Here is an 18,199-nt window from a genome sequence, read left to right as displayed (position 1 = left end):
GTGATGCGAGGCAAGGGGGCGGTGTGGGGAGTCGGATTGATGCTGGTGTCGCTGCTGGCGGCGGCCAGCGATGGCGCGACGCCGAAAGTCGCTGTGCCACCGCCATCGCCCCCGGCGGTGGTCGATCTGGAAGCGATGGTGGTGCGCGGCGTGCAACCCGGCCCGGGCCTGTGGAAGGTCAGCAAGGGCGATCACGTGTTGTGGATCCTGGGCACCTTGTCGCCGCTACCGAAGCGGCTGCAGTGGCAGTCGACCGAAGTGGAAACGATCATCGGCCAGTCGCAGCAGGTGCTGATGGCACCGACCGTGCAGATCGATGCGGACATGGGATTTTTCGGCAAGTTGACCTTGCTGCCGTCTGCGATGAAGGCGATGAAGAACGAAGACGGCCGCGAACTGCGCGAGGTATTGCCGCCCGATCTGTATGCCCGTTGGCGCCTGGCCAAGGCACGCTATATCGGTGGCGATCGGGGCGTGGAGCGCAAGCGCCCGATGCTGGCCGCCGGTGAGTTGTATCAGGCCGCGATCAAGCGCTCTGGCCTTGCCCGTTCGCCGGTGATCTGGTCGGTGGTGGAGCGTGCCGCCAAGCGCGCAGGTATCAAGCCAACCCCCACAGCGCTGGACTACAAGATCAAGGACCCACGCCAGGCCATCAAGGATTTCCGTGCCGGCGGCATGGACGATACCGCGTGCTTTCGCAGCATTCTGGTGACAGTGGAGCGCGATCTGCCCACGATGGTCGAGCGCGCCAACGCATGGTCGGTGGGCGATATCGAAGCGCTGCGCCAGCTGCCGCGCGAAGATCCCCAGGCCGCCTGCATGAGCGCGATGGCCAGCTCCGGTGCGGCCAGGGCGCGTGGTATCGACGATCTCGAACGCCGCATGCGCGAGCACTGGCTGAGCATCGCCACCACGGCGTTGCAACGCAATCGCAGCACCTTCGCGGTGCTGCCGATCAGCCGGCTGACGGCGCCGGATGGATATCTCGTAAGGCTGCAGGCGATGGGATATGCGGTGGAAGCGCCTTGAGATGTTGGCCCGAGTCCAGAGCGGGTTGGATGGCCGCTCCTAAGGCTTGATCAGCCGCGCCATGGTCTTCTTCGTTTAAAGGCGATGCGCAGCGTGCGATCGATCGAGTCGGCCAACGCCAGCCACGTTATGCTGCGCGCCTTGTCCAATGAGACCTCCGCGTTGAACGCATTGCCGCTGCGCATTCTGGGCACCGGGCGCCATGTCCCCGCGACGGAGGTGACCTCGCAACAATTGGACGCGCGCTGGCAGTTGCCGGCGGGCACCACGTTCGCGCGCTCGGGCGTGGCCACGCGCCATTACGTGGGCGAGGGCGAGACTGCATCGTCGATGGGTGCCGCCGCCGCGACCCAGGCGCTGGCCAGCGCCGGCATCGAGGCCGGCGTCATCGATTGCCTGATCTCGGCCTGCAGCGTCATGGAGCAGCCGATTCCCTGCCAGGCGGTATTGATCCAGCGCGCGCTTGGCCTGGGCGATTCGGGTATTCCCGCGTTCGACGTCAATGCGACCTGTCTGAGTTTTCTGGTGGCATTGGATATGGCCGCCAATGCGTTGGCGCTCGGGCGCTACCAGCGCGTGTTGATCGTCTCCAGCGAGGTGGCATCGGGCGGGCTGGATGCATCGGCGCCGGTGACCGCCGGGCTGTTTGGCGATGGTGCGGCTGCGGTGATCGTGGGGCGCAGCGCTGCCGATGAAGGCTCGGCACTGCTGTCCAGTCGCCTGTCCAGTTATGGCAGTGGCGCCGATCTGTGCCGCATTCGCGGCGGCGGCACGCGTTATCCGCGTGGCGAAGAAAGTGCGCCCGATGCTGCGCGCACCTTCAGCATGGATGGGCGCGGCGCCTATCGCTTCGCTGCGCGTTATCTGCCTGCCTTCTGGGAGCAACTACTGCGCGAGGCCGGCACCACGACAGACGCCTTGCGCTGCTTTGTGCCGCATCAGGCCTCCGGCGGCGGTCTGGATCATGTGGTGCAGGCATTGGGGCTGCGCGCAGATCAGGTGATTCGTATCCTGCATGCCACCGGCAATCAGGTCGCTGCATCGTTGCCACACGCCTTGCATCACGCGCGGATCGAGCAGCGTTTGCAACGCGGCGATCTGTTCGCACTGCTCGGCACCGGCGCCGGGCTGGCGATCGGCGGCATGGTGTTGCGGTACTAGGGCGTGTGCTCACTTCCCGAACAGGACTCGCACTGATGCCGCCGCGCGTGTCGCTGGAGTTGCTGCGCATCGGCCATTGCCGCCACTGCGAGCGCATGGTGCGTGCGGACGGGCACTGGCATGCGGTGGAGTTCCCGGCATTGAGTGTGCTGATTCGGCATCCGCAGCGTGGGGCGCTGCTGTACGACACCGGCTATGCCGCGCATTTCTTTCGCGCCACCGATCCCTGGCCCGAGCGCCTGTACCGCTGGACCACGCCGGTGCGCTTGCCCGCGCACGAAACGCTGGGCGCACAGTTGGCACGTCGCGGCGTGCAGTTGGACGAGATTGCCTGGTGCCTGATTTCGCACTTCCATGCCGACCATGTGGGTGGTCTGCGCGACCTGCCGACTGCGCGCTTCATCTGCCTGCGCGCGGACTACCAACAGCTGCGCAGGTGTTCGCGCATTGGCGGCCTGCGGCGTGCCTTGTTGCCGCAGCTGCTGCCGGCCGATTTCGATCGACGGCTGCAGTTCGCCGAACAAGCACCGGGGCGCGCGCTGACCGGTGCCTGGCAAGGTCTTGGCGCGGCCTACGATCTGTTCGAAGACAGCAGTGTGCTGGCGGTGCCGTTGCCCGGACACGTGCCTGGGCAGATGGGCCTATGGTTGCGCGATCAGCACGACCGCGAGGTGTTGCTGTGTGCCGACGCGGTGTGGTCGTCGGCGACCTGGGCAACGCTGCAGTGGCCAGCATGGCCCACGCGTTTATTGATGCACGATTGGGCAGCGTTTCAACGCACCGTGCATCAGTTGCACGGGCTGTCGCGAGTGCATCCCGAGTTGGCGATCCTGCCTTCACATTGCCAGCCCAGCCTTGATCGTTATCAACCGGAGTGGCGATGAGCCTGCGCATTCTCGTAACCGGCGCGTCCGGTTTTGTCGGTGGTTCGTTCCTGCGCCGTTTCCAGGGCCAGCCGGGTGTGGAGATCCATGGCATCGGTCGCCGCGCCAGCGATCTACCCAACTACCATCGCATCGATCTGAGCCGGCCGATCTCGCTGGAGTGGCAGCCGGATGTGGTGATTCATGCAGCGGCACTGGCATCGCCGTGGGGCACGCGCGCGCAGTTCCAGCTGCATAACGTAGAGGCCACCGCCAACGTCATCGATTTCTGCACGCGCAATGGCTGCCCGCGTCTGCTGTATGTGTCGTCCAGTTCGGTGTTCTATCGCGAGGCGCATCAATACGACCTCACCGAGGACAGCCCGATCGGGCCGGCGTTCGTCAATACCTACGCGCAGACCAAATATCTGGGCGAAACCTTGCTCGATCGCTATCCAGGCGAGAAATCCGTGCTGCGCCCGCGTGCAGTGTTCGGGCCGGGAGATACGGTGCTGTTCCCGCGCGTGATCGCCTCTGCGCGCAAAGGCGCGTTGCCACGTTTTGTCGGCCAGACGCAGCCGGTGATCGGCGATCTGATCTATATCGATACGCTGTGCGATTACCTGTATCGCGCAGCCACCGCGCCGCAGTTGCAACCGGCCTACAATCTCACCAATGCGCAGCCGGTGGATCTGCAGCAGCTGTTACTGGACCTGCTTACGCGTCTGCAGCTGCCGTTGCCGCAGCGCGAGGTACGTATCGCAACCGCGCTGCGCATGGCAAGCGTGGTGGAAGCGGCCTACCGCCTGCTGCGACTGCGCGGCGAACCGCCGATCACCCGCTTCGGCGTTGGCGCATTTGCCTATTCGAAGACCTTCGATCCGCGACGCACGCTCGCCGATCTCGGGCAACCCAGCGTTGGCCTGGAAGAAGGTATCGAGGCGTTCGTGCGGTGGCAGGCGGCGCAATGGACGTAGCCGCACTGGCGTTGGCAGTGGCCTATCTGGTGGTGCTGATGGTCAAGACGGCTGCGGTGCTGTGGGTCGTGCGCGATGCATGCGCGCGGCCATCGAGCGATGCCGCCTCGACCCAGGCCGAGGTGGCGATATTGCAGCCCGTGCTTGGCGGCGATACGCATTTGCAGCAGGTGCTTGCCGCAAACCTGCAGGCACTGCCAGAGGCACACTTCATCTGGCTGCTGGATGCGGAGGATCGCGCAGGAAATACGGTTGCTGATGCCTTGGTGACTCTGTATCCGCAGCGATGCATCGAGCGTGTGCTGGTGCCTCCGGCGCCACCTGGTGTAAATCCGAAAGCATGGAAACTCGACTACGCGCTGCCGCATGTGCGTGCACCGATCAGCCTGATCCTCGACGACGATGCGCAGCTGAGCAACAGCGCGCTTGCCCGGTTGTTGCAGGATCTGACCCACGCCGATGTGGTCACTGCGCTGCCGTATTACCAGGACAGCGCAACGCTGGCTGGCCGCCTGTTGTCGCAGTTCGTCAACAACAATGCAGCGCTCACCTATCTGGGCTGGTTGCCGTTCGCCGCGCCGCTGACCATCAATGGCATGTGCTATGCCGCCCGCACCGAACAACTGCGCGCCTGGGGCGGTTTTGCCGCGTTGCTGGAGCAGCTGACCGACGATCTGGCGTTCGCAACACTGGTGCGTGAGCGCGGTGGGCGAGTGTGCCAATCCACCGCGCCGGTGGCCATGCGCACTGCGATGCCGGATCTGGCCAGTTACGCACGCCAGATGCATCGGTGGATGTTGTTCGCGCTGATCCTGCTGCGCCGTCAGACATTGGGCGTACGCAGCGCAATTTTCGTACTGCAGGGGCTGCCGCCGCTGTTGCTGACGGGCTTGCTGCTGTGTGTTTGCGTGCAACCAACCTGGCTGGCCATCGCATATGCGCTGACCACGTTGCTGCTGCGTGCCTTGCTGCTGTGTCTGGTGCAATGGCGCGTCAGCGGAGCACTCCGTCACCGGCCATTGCTGTCGATTTGCGCCGAAGTTCTACAGCCGCTGCATCTGCTGCACGCAGCTGTGGTGCGCACGATCCGCTGGCGCACGCGTCGTTACCGCGTATTGCCGGATGGGCATTTTCGTGCCGATTGACAGCGCTACGCTTCAGATCGCCTTCCTTACCGGGCAAAGCGATCCGCAGCGCTGCGCATTGAGCATCGAACAGCAGCACTTCTTGCAGCAGCTGCAAGGCCCGGGCCGGCAACTGATCGACTGCAATTATCCGTATCGCCCCGATGGCGCTGCGCATCGGCACACGCCGCTCTGGCGCGCCAGTCTCTCCAACGCACGGCAGTACCTGGCAGCGCGCGCCGCACGCACCGTGGACGCCGATCGCATGCGTGTTATGGCGCTATTGGAGCAGGCGCCGATCACGGTAGTGCTTGCAGGCAGTTGCGGCCTGCAGTTACTCACCGCGCTGCAGCTTCCGCAGGCACTGCGTACGCGTCTGGCAGTGTTCGCCTACGGTCCGGTCTGTAACGCACCTGCCTCGTTCGCACAGTTGCGCGTGCTGCAGGGGCAGCGTGATTGGATCTCGCGCGCGCTGTTTGACGCTGCGGTCGATCTGGCGCCCGCGTGCGGGCATATGGATTACCTGCGCAATGCGGCTGTGCTCGCCGATTGCCAGACGTTCATCGCGCGGCTCGAATACGCCGTGCAGGGGAGGGCAGATGCGCATCGATCTGATCGCGCCACCATATAGCGGGCACCTGCATCCGATCCTTGCGATCGCCCGTCAGCTGGCGCCGCATCACCAGGTGCAGGTCATCAGCACGCCAGCGGCGCAGGCGCGCATCCGTGCATGCGGGCTGAGCGCAGTCAGTGTGCTGGATGCGCAAGCCGATCGGCTGTTGCTGGAGATCGCCAACCCACCGCATGCGGTGGGCCACAACCCGTTGCGCTTGCGTCGACAACTGCACAATGCGCTTGGGTTGATGGCGCGGATGGGGGATGTGCTGAAAGCGCGCTGGCGCGAGCGCAGGCCGGACCTGGTGATCGTCGATTTCACCTTGCCCAGCGCGGGGCTGGCGGCGCAGGCGATGGACATCGCGTGGTGGACCAGCATGCCGTCGCCGTGCGTGATCGAAACAGTCGACGCGCCTCCGGCGTATTTCGGCGGTCTGCTGCCGGCGACCACAGTAACGCAGCGGATCTGGCATGCGATCGCGCGGCGTTTGACGCGTGGATTCAAACGAAGCTTGCATGCCTGTTATCGGCGCCAGATGCATGCCTGCGGGTTGTCGGCGATGTATCGCAGCGATCGCAGCGAGGCGGTGTATTCGCCGCAGTGCATACTGGCATTGGGTCTGCCGTCGTTCGAGTTGGCGCAGCGCTGGCCTGCGGCGGTGCGCTTTGTCGGGCCGCAGTTGTGTACGCCACCATCGGCAGTTGCGTCGCCTGAGTTCGTCGCTGGGCAGCGGCATGTGCTGGTGACGCTGGGCACGCATCTGCACTGGGTCAAACACCGCATGGATGCGGTGCTGCGCGCGCTGGCGCCGCAGTTCCCGGAAATGATCTTTCATTTCAGCGATGGCGATACCGCAGCGCCGCAGCAGCAGGCGCACGGCAACTATCAACGTCTGCCATATGTTGACTATGCGCAGCACCTGCATCGCTACGCGCTGGTGGTGCACCACGGCGGCGCCGGCATTCTTTACGCCTGCCTCGCTGCCGGCTTGCCATCGATCGTGTATCCGCTGGACTACGATCAGTTCGACCACGCCGCACGCCTGCAGGTCGCTGGAGCAGCCTGGTGGTTGCGTGCGCTGGACGAATTGCCGGCACTGTTGCGCGAGGCGCTTGGCACGACCGAGCTGCCATCGGGCGTGCGTCGATTGCAGACGGAAATGCACGCCATCGATGCGCAGGCACGCATCGTGCGGTTGGTGGATGCGTTTGCGCAGACCGGTGCGGTACCGCAGGTCTGATGCGTCGCCACGCGAGATCGGTCGCGCATTGCGTCAGCGCAGCCGCGTCAACACGACGCGTGGGTCGCGGTTGATACGGGCAGGCGAATCTCCAATCGCCTGCCGGGACTGAACATCCAAGAGCGGCTCACAAAACTGCCAAGTGTGCGCAGCCGGCTGATCTGCAGCTTGGTTGCAGGGCCCTTGCCCGCCCACCATCGCGGGACACGCCGCAAGTACGTCCGTGTAGGCGCTTACGCGGCATCCATGCCGCGTAAGGTCCCGCGCCGGTGGGCGGGCAAGGGCCAGTCGAGAGGGTCGGTGTGCGTGGTTGCGGGCTCAGCCCGCAGCAGCGTTCAACGACGGCGTCTTGCTGGCCATCAGCTGCGGCCAGCGCTTCAGCACCGCGGCACGGATACCGGCCTGATCGATGCCAGCGTCGGCCAGCAGGTCTTCGCGGCTGGCGTGGTGCTGGAAGCTGTCGGGCAGGCCCAGGTGCAGCATCGGCATGGTGATCGCTTCGGCATTGAGCAGCTCTGCCACGCCCGAACCCGCGCCACCGGCGACGACGTTGTCTTCGATGGTGACGAAGCCTTCGTGGCTCTTGGCGAGTTCCAGCAGCATGGCTTTGTCGAGCGGTTTGACGAAGCGCATGTTGACCACGGTCAGGCCGAGTTCGCGCCCGACCGCTTCTGCCGCATCCACGCTCGCGCCGAAGCCGAGCAGGGCGATGCGTGCGCCGCTATGACGCAGCTGCGCCTTGCCGATCGGCAACGTGGTGAGCGATATGTCGAGCGCACTGCCAGGGCCTGTGCCACGCGGGTAGCGCACTGCAGCCGGGCCGTCGTAGCGCACGCCGGTGGTCAGCATCTGGCGGCACTCGGCTTCGTCTGCCGGCGCCATCACCACCATGTGCGGCACGCAGCGCAGGAAGCTCAGATCCAGATTGCCGGCGTGGGTGGCGCCATCCGGGCCGACCACGCCGCCGCGGTCGATCGCAAACAGCACGTCGAGCTTCTGCACCGCTACGTCGTGCACCAGCTGGTCGTAGCCGCGCTGCAGGAACGTGGAATAGATCGCCACGACGGGTTTGGCGCCCTGGGTCGCCATGCCGGCGGCCAGCGTCACCGCGTGCTGCTCGGCAATCGCCACGTCGAAATAGCGCTGCGGATACTCCTTGCTGAAACGCACCAGGCCCGAGCCTTCGCGCATCGCCGGGGTGATCACCAGCAGCGTCGGCTCGGCGGCGGCCATGTCGCAGACCCAGTCGCTGAAGACATCGGTATAGGTCGGCTTCTTGGCGCCGGCCTTGGCAATCAGCCCCTTGCTCGGATCGAACGGACCCACCGCGTGGTAGCCGATCTGGTCGCCTTCGGCCAGCTCGTAGCCCTTGCCCTTGGTGGTGATGACGTGCAGCAGCTGCGGGCCCTTGAGCGTCTGCAAGGTCTTGAGCGCGCCAACCAGGCTGGGCAGATCGTGGCCGTCGATCGGGCCGGTGTAGTGGAAGCCCATTTCTTCGAACAACGTGGACGGCACGAACATGCCTTTCCAGTGTTCTTCCCAGCGCCGCAAGAAGCGCGCGGTGGGGTTGTTCTTCTTGTCGCCGAGGATCTTCTTGCCGCCCTCGCGGATCGCGTTGAGCGTGCGGCTGCCGCTGGCACGGCCCAGCATCTTGGTCAGCCCGCCGACCGCCTCGGAGATCGACATGCGGTTGTCGTTGAGGATCACCAGCAGGTTCGGTTCCGGGTCCATGCCGCCGGCGTGGTTGAGCGCCTCGTAGACCATGCCGGCAGTCATCGCGCCGTCGCCGATCACCGCCACCACCTTGCGCTCGTCGCCGTTGCGCTGCGCGGCGATCGCCATGCCGAGCGCGGCCGAGATCGAGGTCGACGAATGGCCGACGCCGAAGGTGTCGTAGATGCTTTCTTCGCGCTTGGGGAACGGCGCCACGCCGTCCTTCTGCTTGACCGTGTGGATCTGGTCGCGACGGCCGGTAAGGATCTTGTGCGGGTAGGTCTGATGGCCCACGTCCCACACCAGCTGATCGACCGGGGTCTGATACAGGTAGTGCAGGGCGACGGTGAGTTCGATCACACCCAGGCCAGCCGCGAAGTGCCCGCCGCTCTTGCCCACCGACTCGATGAGGTAGGAACGCAGTTCTTCGGCGATCGCCGTGAGCTCGGCTTCGTCGAAGCGACGCAGATCGTCGGGGGTCTGGATGCGCGACAGGCGCGGATAGCGGGTGGAATCGATCATCATCGTGTCAATGTTCTGAAGCCATATTGTCCTCCCCATGCGAAGGCCCGGCAAGCAAACCGGTTCAGCTGTCAGCGGGAAGTGATGGCTGCGCTCGCCGCCATTGCTTGCGGGCGCATTGAACGCCTGCGCATGCGGCAATCTGCCGCACCCGGTTGGACGCGCAGATGCATGCTGGGCGTGCGAACTACAGCGACAGCTTGGAGCGCTTGGGCAACTGCGCGCGCAGGAACGCCATCTGATCGGAGAGGATATTGCGGTTGGAGAGGATCAGATGTTCGATCCAGCTCGGCCGATACGGCACCGCCAGCAGCGGCATATGCGCCTGCTGTGGCGTGCGGTTGGCCTTGCGCGAGTTGCACTGGAAGCACGCAGTGACCACGTTCTCCCAGGTATCGCGGCCGCCCTTGGACACCGGCATGACATGGTCACGGGTCAGTTGCGGGCGGCTGAAGTGCTGGCCGCAATACAGGCACAGCTGCGCATCGCGGGCGAAGAGCGCGGTGTTGCTGAGCGTGGGGGTCGGGTCCAGTGCGCGAGAGCGTGCGTGACCACGCGCGGCGATGATGGGATGCAATTCCAGCGTGCTGCGCTCGCCGGTCAGCCGCGAGATGCCGCCATGGATCTGCATGCAAGGTTCGCCCAGCGTCCAGGAGACCGCGCCGCGTGCGTACAGACAGGCGGCGTCTTGCCAGTTGATCCAGTCCAGCACCCGGCCGTGCGCATCGAGCGAGAGCAGGCGCAATGCGGGAAGTTGCTGAAACGCAGCGACAGAGCTGCCCGCGACCGGGGCATCGAAGCCGCCGGGGACGATCACACCACGTGCGTGAGTGTCTGTCTCCATCGGGAAAACAGCTTATACCCGATCGTTGACAGTTTGTGTATCGCAGCGATCAGCCTTCGCCGAACAGCTCCGCTTCCAGCGTCATCAGCGGCGCGGCGCCACTGCGGATGGTGGCGGCATGGGTCAGCGTGCGAGGCAGCACGCGCGCGAAGTAGAAGCGTGCGGTCTCGCGTTTGGCGCGTTTGAAGTCCTCGCTGTGCGCGGAGGCATCGGCAGCGGCCACGCTGCGCGCCCACCAGTAGGCCAGCACCACGTAGCCGGAATAGAACAGATAGTCGTAGCTGGCGGCGCCGAGTTCGTCCGGATTGCGGGCGGCGCGATCGAGCACGTCGCGGGTCAGCATCGCCCACTCGCTAGCCTTGTCGCGCAGCGGCTTGATGAACTCGGCCAGCGCCGCGTTGCCTTGCTGGGCATTGGCGAAGGTTTCCACATCGGCCAGGAACAGCTTCAAGCCCGCAGCCTGGCTGGCGGCAGTCTTGCGGCCGATCAGGTCCAACGCCTGAATGCCGGTGGTGCCTTCGTAGATGGTGGTGATGCGGGCGTCGCGGGCCAACTGCTCCATGCCGTATTCGCGGATGTAGCCATGGCCGCCAAAACACTGCAGCGCGTGGTAGGTGCTCTCGATCGACCACTCGGTCTGGCAGGCCTTGGAGATCGGGGTGAGGAAGCTCACCAGGGTCTCGGCATCGGCGCGTTCCTGTTCGGTGGCGCCGTGGTGGCTGATGTCGACCAGGCTGGCCGCGTGCAGCGCCAGCAGGCGGCTGCCTTCGGTCAGCGACTTGATGGTCAGCAGCATGCGGCGTACGTCCGGGTGCACGATGATCGGGTCGGCCGGCTTGTCGGAGAACTTGGCACCGCTGAGCGCGCGCGATTGCAGACGCTCGCGGCTGTAACGCAGCGCATTTTGATAGGCGCGCTCGGACAGGCCGATGCCCTGCAGGCCCACGCTCAGGCGCGCGGTATTCATCATCGTAAACATGGCCTGCAGACCCTTGTGCGGCTGGCCGACCAGATAGCCTTGCGCGCCTTCGAAGTTCATCACGCAGGTCACCGAGCCCTTGATTCCCATCTTGTGCTCGATCGAGCCGCAATGCAGCGCGTTGCGCTCGCCCACGGTGCCGTCGCGGTTCACCTTGAATTTGGGGGTGACGAACAGCGAGATGCCCTTGGCGCCCGCCGGTGCATCCGGCAGTTTGGCCAGTACCAGATGCACGATGTTGTCGGTGAGGTCGTGCTCGCCGGCGGTGATGAAGATCTTGGTGCCGGTGATGGCGTAGCTGCCGTCGGCGTTGGGCTCGGCACGGGTCTTGAGCAGGCCCAGGTCGGTGCCGCAATGCGGCTCGGTCAGGCACATGGTGCCGGTCCAGCGGCCGTCGATCAGCGGCTTGAGAAAGACGTCCTGCTGCCAGGTTTCGCCGTGCTGACGCAGCGCTTCCATCGCGCCGTGCGAGAGCAGCGGGAAGTTGCCCCAGGCCAGGTTGGCAGCGTTGATCATCTCGCTCAACGGCACGCCCAGCGTATGCGGCATGCCTTGACCACCGAACTGCGTCTCGGCGGTGAGCCCGTTCCAGCCGCCTTCGACGAACTGGTCGTACGCCGCGCGGAAGCCGGGCGGGGTGGTCACCGCATGGGTGCTCTTGTCGAACGCACAGCCGATCTCGTCGCCGATGCTGTTGAGCGGCGCCAGCACCTGCGAGGTGAAGCGGCCGGCTTCTTCGAGCACGGCGTCGATGATGTCGGTGCTGGCGTCGGCATAGCCGAGCCGGGCGAACAGGGCTTGCGCACCGAGCACGTCGTGCAGGGCGAAGCGGAAATCGGTCAGCGGGGCGGTGTAGCTGCTCATGCGGAGTCCTTCAAACGAGTGCGGGAAGGCGTGCGCGTCAGCGCAGCACGCCATTGAGGCCGGGGGCCGGGCTGAGCGTATTGCGCGACTCGACGGTGAAATCGCGCTGCTTCTTGTCCTGCGGGGTCGCCCATACCGTGCCCTTGAGCGTGTACGGCAGCGAGCGCCCGCTGGCGAGCACGTCGGCGACGGTGAGGCGGCCCAGCGAGGTCGGCTGCAGGGTGACAGTCACCACGTCGGCGGTCTCCGGGCCGATCGAAATACCCACGGCCTGGTCGAGCTTGCCGGCCAGCTGGTCGCCGGCGGAGATCTCCAGCGCCACGCGCTCGAACTGCATCGGGATGCTGCTGTAGTTCTGCAGCCGCAGGTCCACCGACCAGGCGCCATCCGGGCGCACGGTCAGCTGCTGGATGCGGGCTGCCGGCTCGGACACGCGGCGCACCGCGCCGCCGCAGGCGCTCAGCAGCAGGGCGCAGGTCAGCGACACAATCACAAGGCGATAGGCACGACGCATGTACTCGGATCCTTGGCTGGGTAAGGCGGCGCCAAGAATACTACGCAGTACGGTTGCTGCCTTGCTGCAGCAATGGGGATTGAGGGCGTGTGGTCAGGGCGCTGCACTCACAGCAATGGCGCCGCCACGATCAATGGCGACAGGTCGTAGCCCATCTGCGTGGCCTGGCGTTTGAGCTGTTCAAACTGCGCGCGCTGCATCTGTGGCGAGCGCGACAGGATCCACAGGTACTTGCGATCCGGCTCGCCGACCACCGCCCATTGGTAGTCCGGGTCGAGCGCGATTACCCAATAGTCGGCCCACACCAGCGGCAGCCAGCTCAGCCATTCCGGAGCGAAGCGCACCTGCAACTGGCCGGGTTGCCCGGCGACCGGCCGCGCCAAACCGTCGGCCTGGGTCAGGGCGCCTTCGGCAGTGCGGCAGCCGTTACGCACGCCGATCAAACCATCGTCGCGCAAGGTGTAGCTGGCGGTGATATCGCTGCGGCACTTCTTCTGAAACGAGACCGGCAGGTGCGCGATCTCGTGCCACTGCCCGGCGTAGCGGGAGATGTCCAGCTGCGGCACCGCGCGTATCGGCTGTTGGGCAACAGCGGTCAATGGCAGCAGCAAAGCGAACGACAGCAGCAGGCGGGGCAGGCGCATGACAATCTCCTCGGGACGCGCGCAGGCTAGGCCATGCCACCCGCCGCGCGGCGTGAACCGGCGCAAGAAACCCGGCTGCCGGCACCGGCCCGCAACAAAGTTGCGTGCAAGGCTTGCCCAAACTGCGCCTGCTCGCTATGATGCGCGTCCTCGCAACGCAGGCATCGCGTTGCAGGTAGTGGCCGAGTAGCTCAGTTGGTAGAGCAGGGGATTGAAAATCCCCGTGTCGGCGGTTCGATTCCGTCCTCGGCCACCATTTCTAAGCCTTCATTCGCAAGGCTTTCCGGCAATCGCCGGGTTTTCAGACTCTTGTTGTGTTTCCTTTGAGCCAGACCTGCACACAGATTGGCGGGTGGTTTTGTCGTGTCTGTCGGCGAGTGCTTTGACGATAAGGCTGTGTTGCGAAACGTCTTTGCAAATCGGCTCGAATGACGCTGCAAGTTGCCGTCGCAGGCAATCTGCGCGGCGTCTTGCTCGGTCTCGCGATGAGCGCTTTGCTTCCACGTCGTCTTCAACTGCGCGTGGCGATACTTGCGCGCATGACGCACAAGACACTTCGACGCACGTTGATTCATGGCTATTGCGGCGAGTTCCGCGTGGAGACGTTGGAAAGCCAGGCGCCTGGCGCGACGTTGTGGCTCTCGACCGCGTTCGTCTACCACCGCGACCGCGCGTCGCCAGTGGCCACGATCGAGGGCGCCGGGCAGGGCGAGTATCGCGGCGATGCGCGTGAGCAGGCGCTGCGCGTTGGCTCCTGCCTGGCGGAGTTTCTGGATCCGAAGGAATACCGGGTTCGCGAAACCTAGCGCCACCACAACGGTGTGTGAGTTGTTGGCTGTGCGCAGGTGGTGCTCAATCGCCTGTGGCGCTGCGGCGCGTGGTACTCCGCAACGCATCACCGGTCGAGGAGCCTGCATGGCCGGGTATGCTTGTGGGCTTGATCAGACGAAGGAACGGCAATGACGAAACACCACTGGTGGTTGGCAATGGCACTGGCTGCGGCCGTGCCGTGTGGCGCATCCACGCTGCCTGCGAATGCGTCGAAGTTGCTGCCTGCCGGGCAGACGGTGATCGGCGTTGCCCAAGCGGATCTGACTGGAGACGGCCGGCAGGATTATGTGGTGGCCCTGCGCGCCGCGTCTGAAGGCACCTTGGATGCGCTGCGCTCCAGCGGGCGTGCTGCGCCTGCACGCACCTTGCTGGTGTTGGTGGCGAACGCGGACGGTGGCTTTGTCGAAGCCGGGCGCAATACGCGGGTGATCTTCAAGGCCGACGAAGGCGGTCAGTGCGATCCGTTTCTGGATGGCGAAGAAGGCTTGGTGGCGAAGGGCGCGTATTTCACCATACAGAATGGCGTGTCGTGCGGGCAGCATTGGACCGACTACATCACCTTCCGCTACGACCGTGCGCGCAGTGGGTTCTTCTTCCACAAGCGTGTGACGGAAAGCTGGGAAATGAATACCGATGACAGGCCTGACGCCGATGCGATGCGGATGAGCGAGCACACCGAGATCAAGGCCGACCCGCGCAAGCCGGTGTCGCTGTCGGCGTACACGCCGACGCCGTGATGGCATAGCGCTGCGATCAACCGCCTGTCGGCCTCCAGTTGTCCATGTTGCGCCGATAGACGAACAGACGCGGTGCCTTGGCCACCTGCACCGAGGCCTGGCGATCGCCGGCAATCAGCGAAAACCCGATGTCTGCGAGCATGCGCGATAGCGCATTGGCATTACCGCGGCCCGGGTCGCTGATGACGATCTCGCACGAGGGCTTGGCAAGCGCGGGGATGAGTTTTGCCAGCATGGTGGCGTGGCGGGTTTCGTAAAGCACGTCGCTGGCGATGATCATGTCGAACTGGCCCATGTTCGGCGCGCCGGTGTCCCAGTCCAGGCGCCGATACGGCACCGATTCCAGCGCATTGAGCGCAGCGTTGTAGGCCAGAAACACTTCGGCCAGCGGGTGGTGATCGCTGGCGACGACGTCGGCGCCGCGCCTGCGCAGCACCAGACTCGCCAGCCCCAAGCCGCAACCGAGTTCGAGGATGCGTCTGCCTTCGATCGGGCGCGTGGCCATCGCTTCGGCCAGCAGTTGCCCGGCCGGCCAGACCTGACCGAACAGACTCCACTGCGCGGACGAAATGCCCGCGTCAGCTGCGCTTTCATCGGGATCGGCGTACTGCTGCTTGTCGGCCAATGCGCGAATGACGTAGGTCAGTTGCCCGAAGGTCAACTCGTGAATCTGGGTCTGGTAGCCCGGCATGGTGATATCGCATGGGTCGCCAGACGAAGGCACTGGCGCGGAAAAGAATGCGCGCAACGGTGCCAGAACGGCCGGACGCGGCGCAGGAGCTGCTTGGTGCCCGCGCATGCTACGGCAAAACCTTGCAGATGCACGTCTGCGGACGTCTACGCATGGCAGCGTGTGGCGCCACGCTTGGCCGGCTTGCAGCAAGCGACCATGTCTGCGATGGCTCACAGCTGCGCGCTTGCATGCAAGCCGGCGCTGGCGGTTATGGTCGCCGGATTGCGGACGACAAGGTGGCAGCGATGAAGAACTGGGTGTTCCTGGCGGTGGCAATCTGCGCAGAAGTCACCGCGACCTCGGCGCTCAAATCCAGCGAAGGCTTCACGCGCTTGTGGCCATCGCTGCTGACGGTGCTGGGCTACGGCATTTCGTTTTATTTTCTGGCGCTCACATTGCGTGTCATCCCGGTCGGCATCGCCTACGCCCTGTGGTCGGGCGCGGGCATCGTGCTGATTTCGCTGGTGGCGTGGGCACTCCACGGGCAACGGCTGGATGCACCGGCGATGCTGGGTATGGGGTTGATCGCGGCTGGGGCAGTGGTGATCAATGTGTTTTCCAAGGTTGCGCCACACTAGCCTGCACGGGCGAGCGCTGCCGTAGTGGCAAAACGTACGCAGTGCATGTGAGGAGTCAACTAACCGCCTCCAACTAGACTCCGGTCATGAACATTGCCCTGCGCAGAAGATGCACTTGAACGATCCCGGTCACGGAGTGCCTTGTGCGCCCCACATCAGCGGATCTCGCGGTCCTCCTGTCGAGAAGCAACGCTCGGATATCTTTTTTGCCGCGGTGGAAACCACGCGGATGCCGATGACGGTCACCGACCCGCATCTGCTGGACAATCCCATCGTGTTCGCCAACCGCGCATTCCTGGAAATGACCGGGTACTCGTCGGAAGAGGTCATCGGCCACAATTGCCGCTTTCTGCAGGGGCCGGACACCGACCCGGCCAACGTCAACGAGGTTCGCGATTCCATCGCCAACCGTCGCGCATTCGCCACCGAAGTGCTGAATTACCGCAAGGACGGTTCTCCGTTCTGGAATGCGCTGTTCGTCTCGCCGGTGTTCGATGACAAGGGCGAGCTGGTGTATTTCTTCGGTTCGCAGCTGGATGTGAGCCGTCGCCGCGATGCCGAGGATGCGTTGCGTCAGGCGCAAAAGATGGAGGCGCTGGGCCAATTGACCGGCGGTATCGCGCACGATTTCAATAATCTGCTGCAGGTGATGTCCGGCCATCTGGAAGTGATCCAGATGATGGCCGCAGATGGCGGTGGCAATGCCAAACGCATTGCGTTCAGTGCCGAGCAGGCGGCCGCTGCTGCGGCCAATGCGGCCACATTGACCCAGCAATTGCTCGCATTTTCGCGCAAGCAGAAGTTGCGCGGCGGCGTGGTGAATCTCAACGGTCTGGTGTCGGGCATGAACAACATGGCCGAGCGCACGCTGGGCGGCGCATCAGCCTGCGGCAGTCGCTGGAAGAGGGGCTGTGGAATTGTCAGATCGACACCACCCAGGCCGAAATGGCGCTGCTGAATGTGTTGATCAACGCGCGCGATGCGATGGCCTATGCCGAGCGCAAGGAAGTCACGGTACAGACGCAGAATGTGGAGATCACCAGCCACGATCTGTCCGCTTATCACCAGTTGGCACCGGGCCGGTATGTGAGCATCGCGGTGCGCGACACCGGCTCGGGCATGCCGCCGGACATCGCCAGCCGGGTGATGGAGCCGTTCTTCACCACCAAGGAAGAAGGCCAGGGCACCGGGCTGGGGTTGTCGATGGTGTACGGCTTCGTCAAGCAGTCTGGCGGCACCGTGCGCATCCATAGCGAAGTGGGCCAGGGCACCACGGTACGGCTGTATTTCCCGGCATCCAGCGAGTATGCCGACGACGTGCAGGCGGTCAAACAGCGCGTGATCGGGCAGGGCGGTAGCGAGAACATCCTGATCGTGGAAGACAAGCCGGACGTGGCGGTGGTTGCCAAGCTCTTTCTGGAAGGTGCCGGCTACCGTGTCCTGTGCGCATCCAGCGGACGCGAAGCAATTGCAGTGCTGGAGCTGCATCCGGAAGTGGATGCGTTGTTCACCGATCTGATCATGCCGGGCGGCATGAATGGTGTGGTGCTCGCACGCGAGGCCTGCCGCATGCTGCCCAACATCAAGATTCTGCTCACCACCGGCTACGCCGATGCCGGCATCCAGCGCACCGACGTGGATGGCGCGGAGTTCGGCGTGGTCAACAAGCCGTATACGCAGAAGGAATTGCTCAAGCGTATCCGCTTGTTGCTGGACGGGCCTGTTGGTGTCTGTTGAGCGGTGTTTGCCGAGGAAATGCAGATGCCTGGTTGAAAAGTGTCGCAGCCAAGAGCGACTAATAGAACAGAGCGAGCGGTCAAAACAGGAGCAAGCGGTCGCCTGGCGATGAGCGTAGTGGTTTTGTTGGCCGCCTCTTGTTGGATGCAGTCGGACGCCAAGGGCACAAGCTGAGTCGGTCGAGGGCGCGGTGCCCTCACCGCTCGCGGGACACGCCGCAAGTACGTCCATGTAGGCTCGGTGGCGGCATCCATGCCGCCACACGGTCCCGCAATCGGCGAGGGCGCCGCACCATAGAGTTGGTCGGCAGTGGGGTGAAAGCCTGCCTGCTGCTTGGTTTGCCTTGGGAAGCTGGAGTTATTCAAAAAACGCACGTCATGCATTGCTTGCAACTAGGCACACCGACCATCTTGATTGGCCCTTGCCCGCCCACCATCGCGGGACCTTACGCGGCATGGATGCCGCGTAAGAGCCTACATGGATGTACTTGCGG

The 18,199-nt window shown here is 64.5% G+C and carries 16 protein-coding genes, 1 tRNA gene and 1 pseudogene; 12 read left to right on the top strand and 6 right to left on the bottom strand.

Annotated elements, in window-relative coordinates; genetic code table 11:
- The first annotated feature begins 3 nt into the window (after window positions 1-3).
- The 7 genes from ABS769_RS10775 (at window position 4) to ABS769_RS10745 (ending at window position 7,010) form a co-directional block, all read left to right on the top strand.
- Complete coding sequence (locus ABS769_RS10775) at window positions 4-1,029, top strand: TraB/GumN family protein (protein ID WP_350498155.1); 1,026 nt, start codon at window positions 4-6, stop codon at window positions 1,027-1,029.
- Between the two features lie 129 nt (window positions 1,030-1,158).
- The gene (locus ABS769_RS10770) at window positions 1,159-2,190 is read left to right on the top strand and encodes a 3-oxoacyl-[acyl-carrier-protein] synthase III C-terminal domain-containing protein (RefSeq protein WP_350498160.1); all 1,032 of its coding nucleotides are present in this window, start codon (window positions 1,159-1,161) and stop codon (window positions 2,188-2,190) included.
- Between the two features lie 35 nt (window positions 2,191-2,225).
- The gene (locus ABS769_RS10765) at window positions 2,226-3,074 is read left to right on the top strand and encodes an MBL fold metallo-hydrolase (RefSeq protein WP_350498154.1); all 849 of its coding nucleotides are present in this window, start codon (window positions 2,226-2,228) and stop codon (window positions 3,072-3,074) included.
- Entirely contained in the window at window positions 3,071-4,030 is a 960-nt protein-coding gene (locus ABS769_RS10760) for an NAD-dependent epimerase/dehydratase family protein (protein ID WP_350498153.1), read from the top strand. The genes ABS769_RS10765 and ABS769_RS10760 overlap by 4 nt, the downstream gene beginning before the upstream one ends.
- A complete protein-coding gene (locus tag ABS769_RS10755; RefSeq protein WP_317061373.1) occupies window positions 4,021-5,175 on the top strand; it encodes a glycosyltransferase family 21 protein in 1,155 nt (384 codons plus the stop codon). Before ABS769_RS10760 ends, ABS769_RS10755 begins: the two co-directional genes overlap by 10 nt.
- Window positions 5,153-5,785: a hypothetical protein gene (locus ABS769_RS10750; protein WP_317061374.1), complete on the top strand. Its 633-nt coding sequence runs from the start codon at window positions 5,153-5,155 to the stop codon at window positions 5,783-5,785. The genes ABS769_RS10755 and ABS769_RS10750 overlap by 23 nt, the downstream gene beginning before the upstream one ends.
- Entirely contained in the window at window positions 5,754-7,010 is a 1,257-nt protein-coding gene (locus tag ABS769_RS10745; RefSeq protein ID WP_317061375.1) for a glycosyltransferase, read from the top strand. The genes ABS769_RS10750 and ABS769_RS10745 overlap by 32 nt, the downstream gene beginning before the upstream one ends.
- 318 nt (window positions 7,011-7,328) lie before the next feature.
- Here ABS769_RS10745 and dxs read toward each other — a convergent pair whose 3' ends face one another.
- The 5 genes from dxs to ABS769_RS10720 all read right to left on the bottom strand — a co-directional run bounded on the left by dxs (window position 7,329) and on the right by ABS769_RS10720 (window position 13,090).
- Complete coding sequence (gene dxs, locus ABS769_RS10740) at window positions 7,329-9,245, bottom strand: 1-deoxy-D-xylulose-5-phosphate synthase (RefSeq protein WP_317061385.1); 1,917 nt, start codon at window positions 9,243-9,245, stop codon at window positions 7,329-7,331.
- A 187-nt stretch (window positions 9,246-9,432) separates the two neighbouring features.
- Window positions 9,433-10,089: an HNH endonuclease gene (locus ABS769_RS10735; protein ID WP_317061376.1), complete on the bottom strand. Its 657-nt coding sequence runs from the start codon at window positions 10,087-10,089 to the stop codon at window positions 9,433-9,435.
- A gap of 49 nt (window positions 10,090-10,138) precedes the next feature.
- Window positions 10,139-11,932, bottom strand: a complete 1,794-nt coding sequence (locus ABS769_RS10730; RefSeq protein WP_317061377.1) for an acyl-CoA dehydrogenase C-terminal domain-containing protein — start codon at window positions 11,930-11,932, stop codon at window positions 10,139-10,141.
- Between the two features lie 37 nt (window positions 11,933-11,969).
- Entirely contained in the window at window positions 11,970-12,446 is a 477-nt protein-coding gene (locus ABS769_RS10725; RefSeq protein ID WP_023904379.1) for an LEA type 2 family protein, read from the bottom strand.
- 107 nt (window positions 12,447-12,553) lie between these two features.
- Window positions 12,554-13,090 carry a lipocalin family protein gene (locus ABS769_RS10720; RefSeq protein ID WP_317061378.1) on the bottom strand — a complete coding sequence of 179 codons (537 nt, stop codon included), beginning with the start codon at window positions 13,088-13,090 and terminating at the stop codon, window positions 12,554-12,556.
- A gap of 180 nt (window positions 13,091-13,270) precedes the next feature.
- On the opposite strand from ABS769_RS10720, the gene ABS769_RS10715 reads away from it, so the two are divergent.
- From ABS769_RS10715 to ABS769_RS10705, 3 genes are all read left to right on the top strand, one after another.
- Window positions 13,271-13,346, top strand: a tRNA-Phe gene (locus ABS769_RS10715).
- 283 nt (window positions 13,347-13,629) lie between these two features.
- The gene (locus tag ABS769_RS10710; protein ID WP_043889283.1) at window positions 13,630-13,896 is read left to right on the top strand and encodes a hypothetical protein; all 267 of its coding nucleotides are present in this window, start codon (window positions 13,630-13,632) and stop codon (window positions 13,894-13,896) included.
- Window positions 13,897-14,049: 153 nt separating this feature from the next.
- Entirely contained in the window at window positions 14,050-14,658 is a 609-nt protein-coding gene (locus tag ABS769_RS10705) for a hypothetical protein (RefSeq protein WP_317061379.1), read from the top strand.
- A gap of 16 nt (window positions 14,659-14,674) precedes the next feature.
- Here ABS769_RS10705 and ABS769_RS10700 read toward each other — a convergent pair whose 3' ends face one another.
- Window positions 14,675-15,349: a class I SAM-dependent methyltransferase gene (locus ABS769_RS10700; protein WP_104551471.1), complete on the bottom strand. Its 675-nt coding sequence runs from the start codon at window positions 15,347-15,349 to the stop codon at window positions 14,675-14,677.
- 287 nt (window positions 15,350-15,636) lie between these two features.
- On the opposite strand from ABS769_RS10700, the gene ABS769_RS10695 reads away from it, so the two are divergent.
- Both ABS769_RS10695 and ABS769_RS10690 read left to right on the top strand, forming a co-directional pair.
- Window positions 15,637-15,969: an SMR family transporter gene (locus ABS769_RS10695; protein ID WP_317061386.1), complete on the top strand. Its 333-nt coding sequence runs from the start codon at window positions 15,637-15,639 to the stop codon at window positions 15,967-15,969.
- Between the two features lie 115 nt (window positions 15,970-16,084).
- Window positions 16,085-17,706: pseudogene (locus tag ABS769_RS10690) on the top strand (histidine kinase famiy protein).
- Window positions 17,707-18,199 lie beyond the last annotated feature (493 nt).

It is taken from the genome of Xanthomonas hortorum (assembly GCF_040279205.1).
GTDB lineage: Bacteria > Pseudomonadota > Gammaproteobacteria > Xanthomonadales > Xanthomonadaceae > Xanthomonas > Xanthomonas hortorum_F.
The sequence above is the reverse complement of the archived record's forward strand: the minus strand, read 5'-3'. Positions and strand labels throughout refer to the sequence as shown.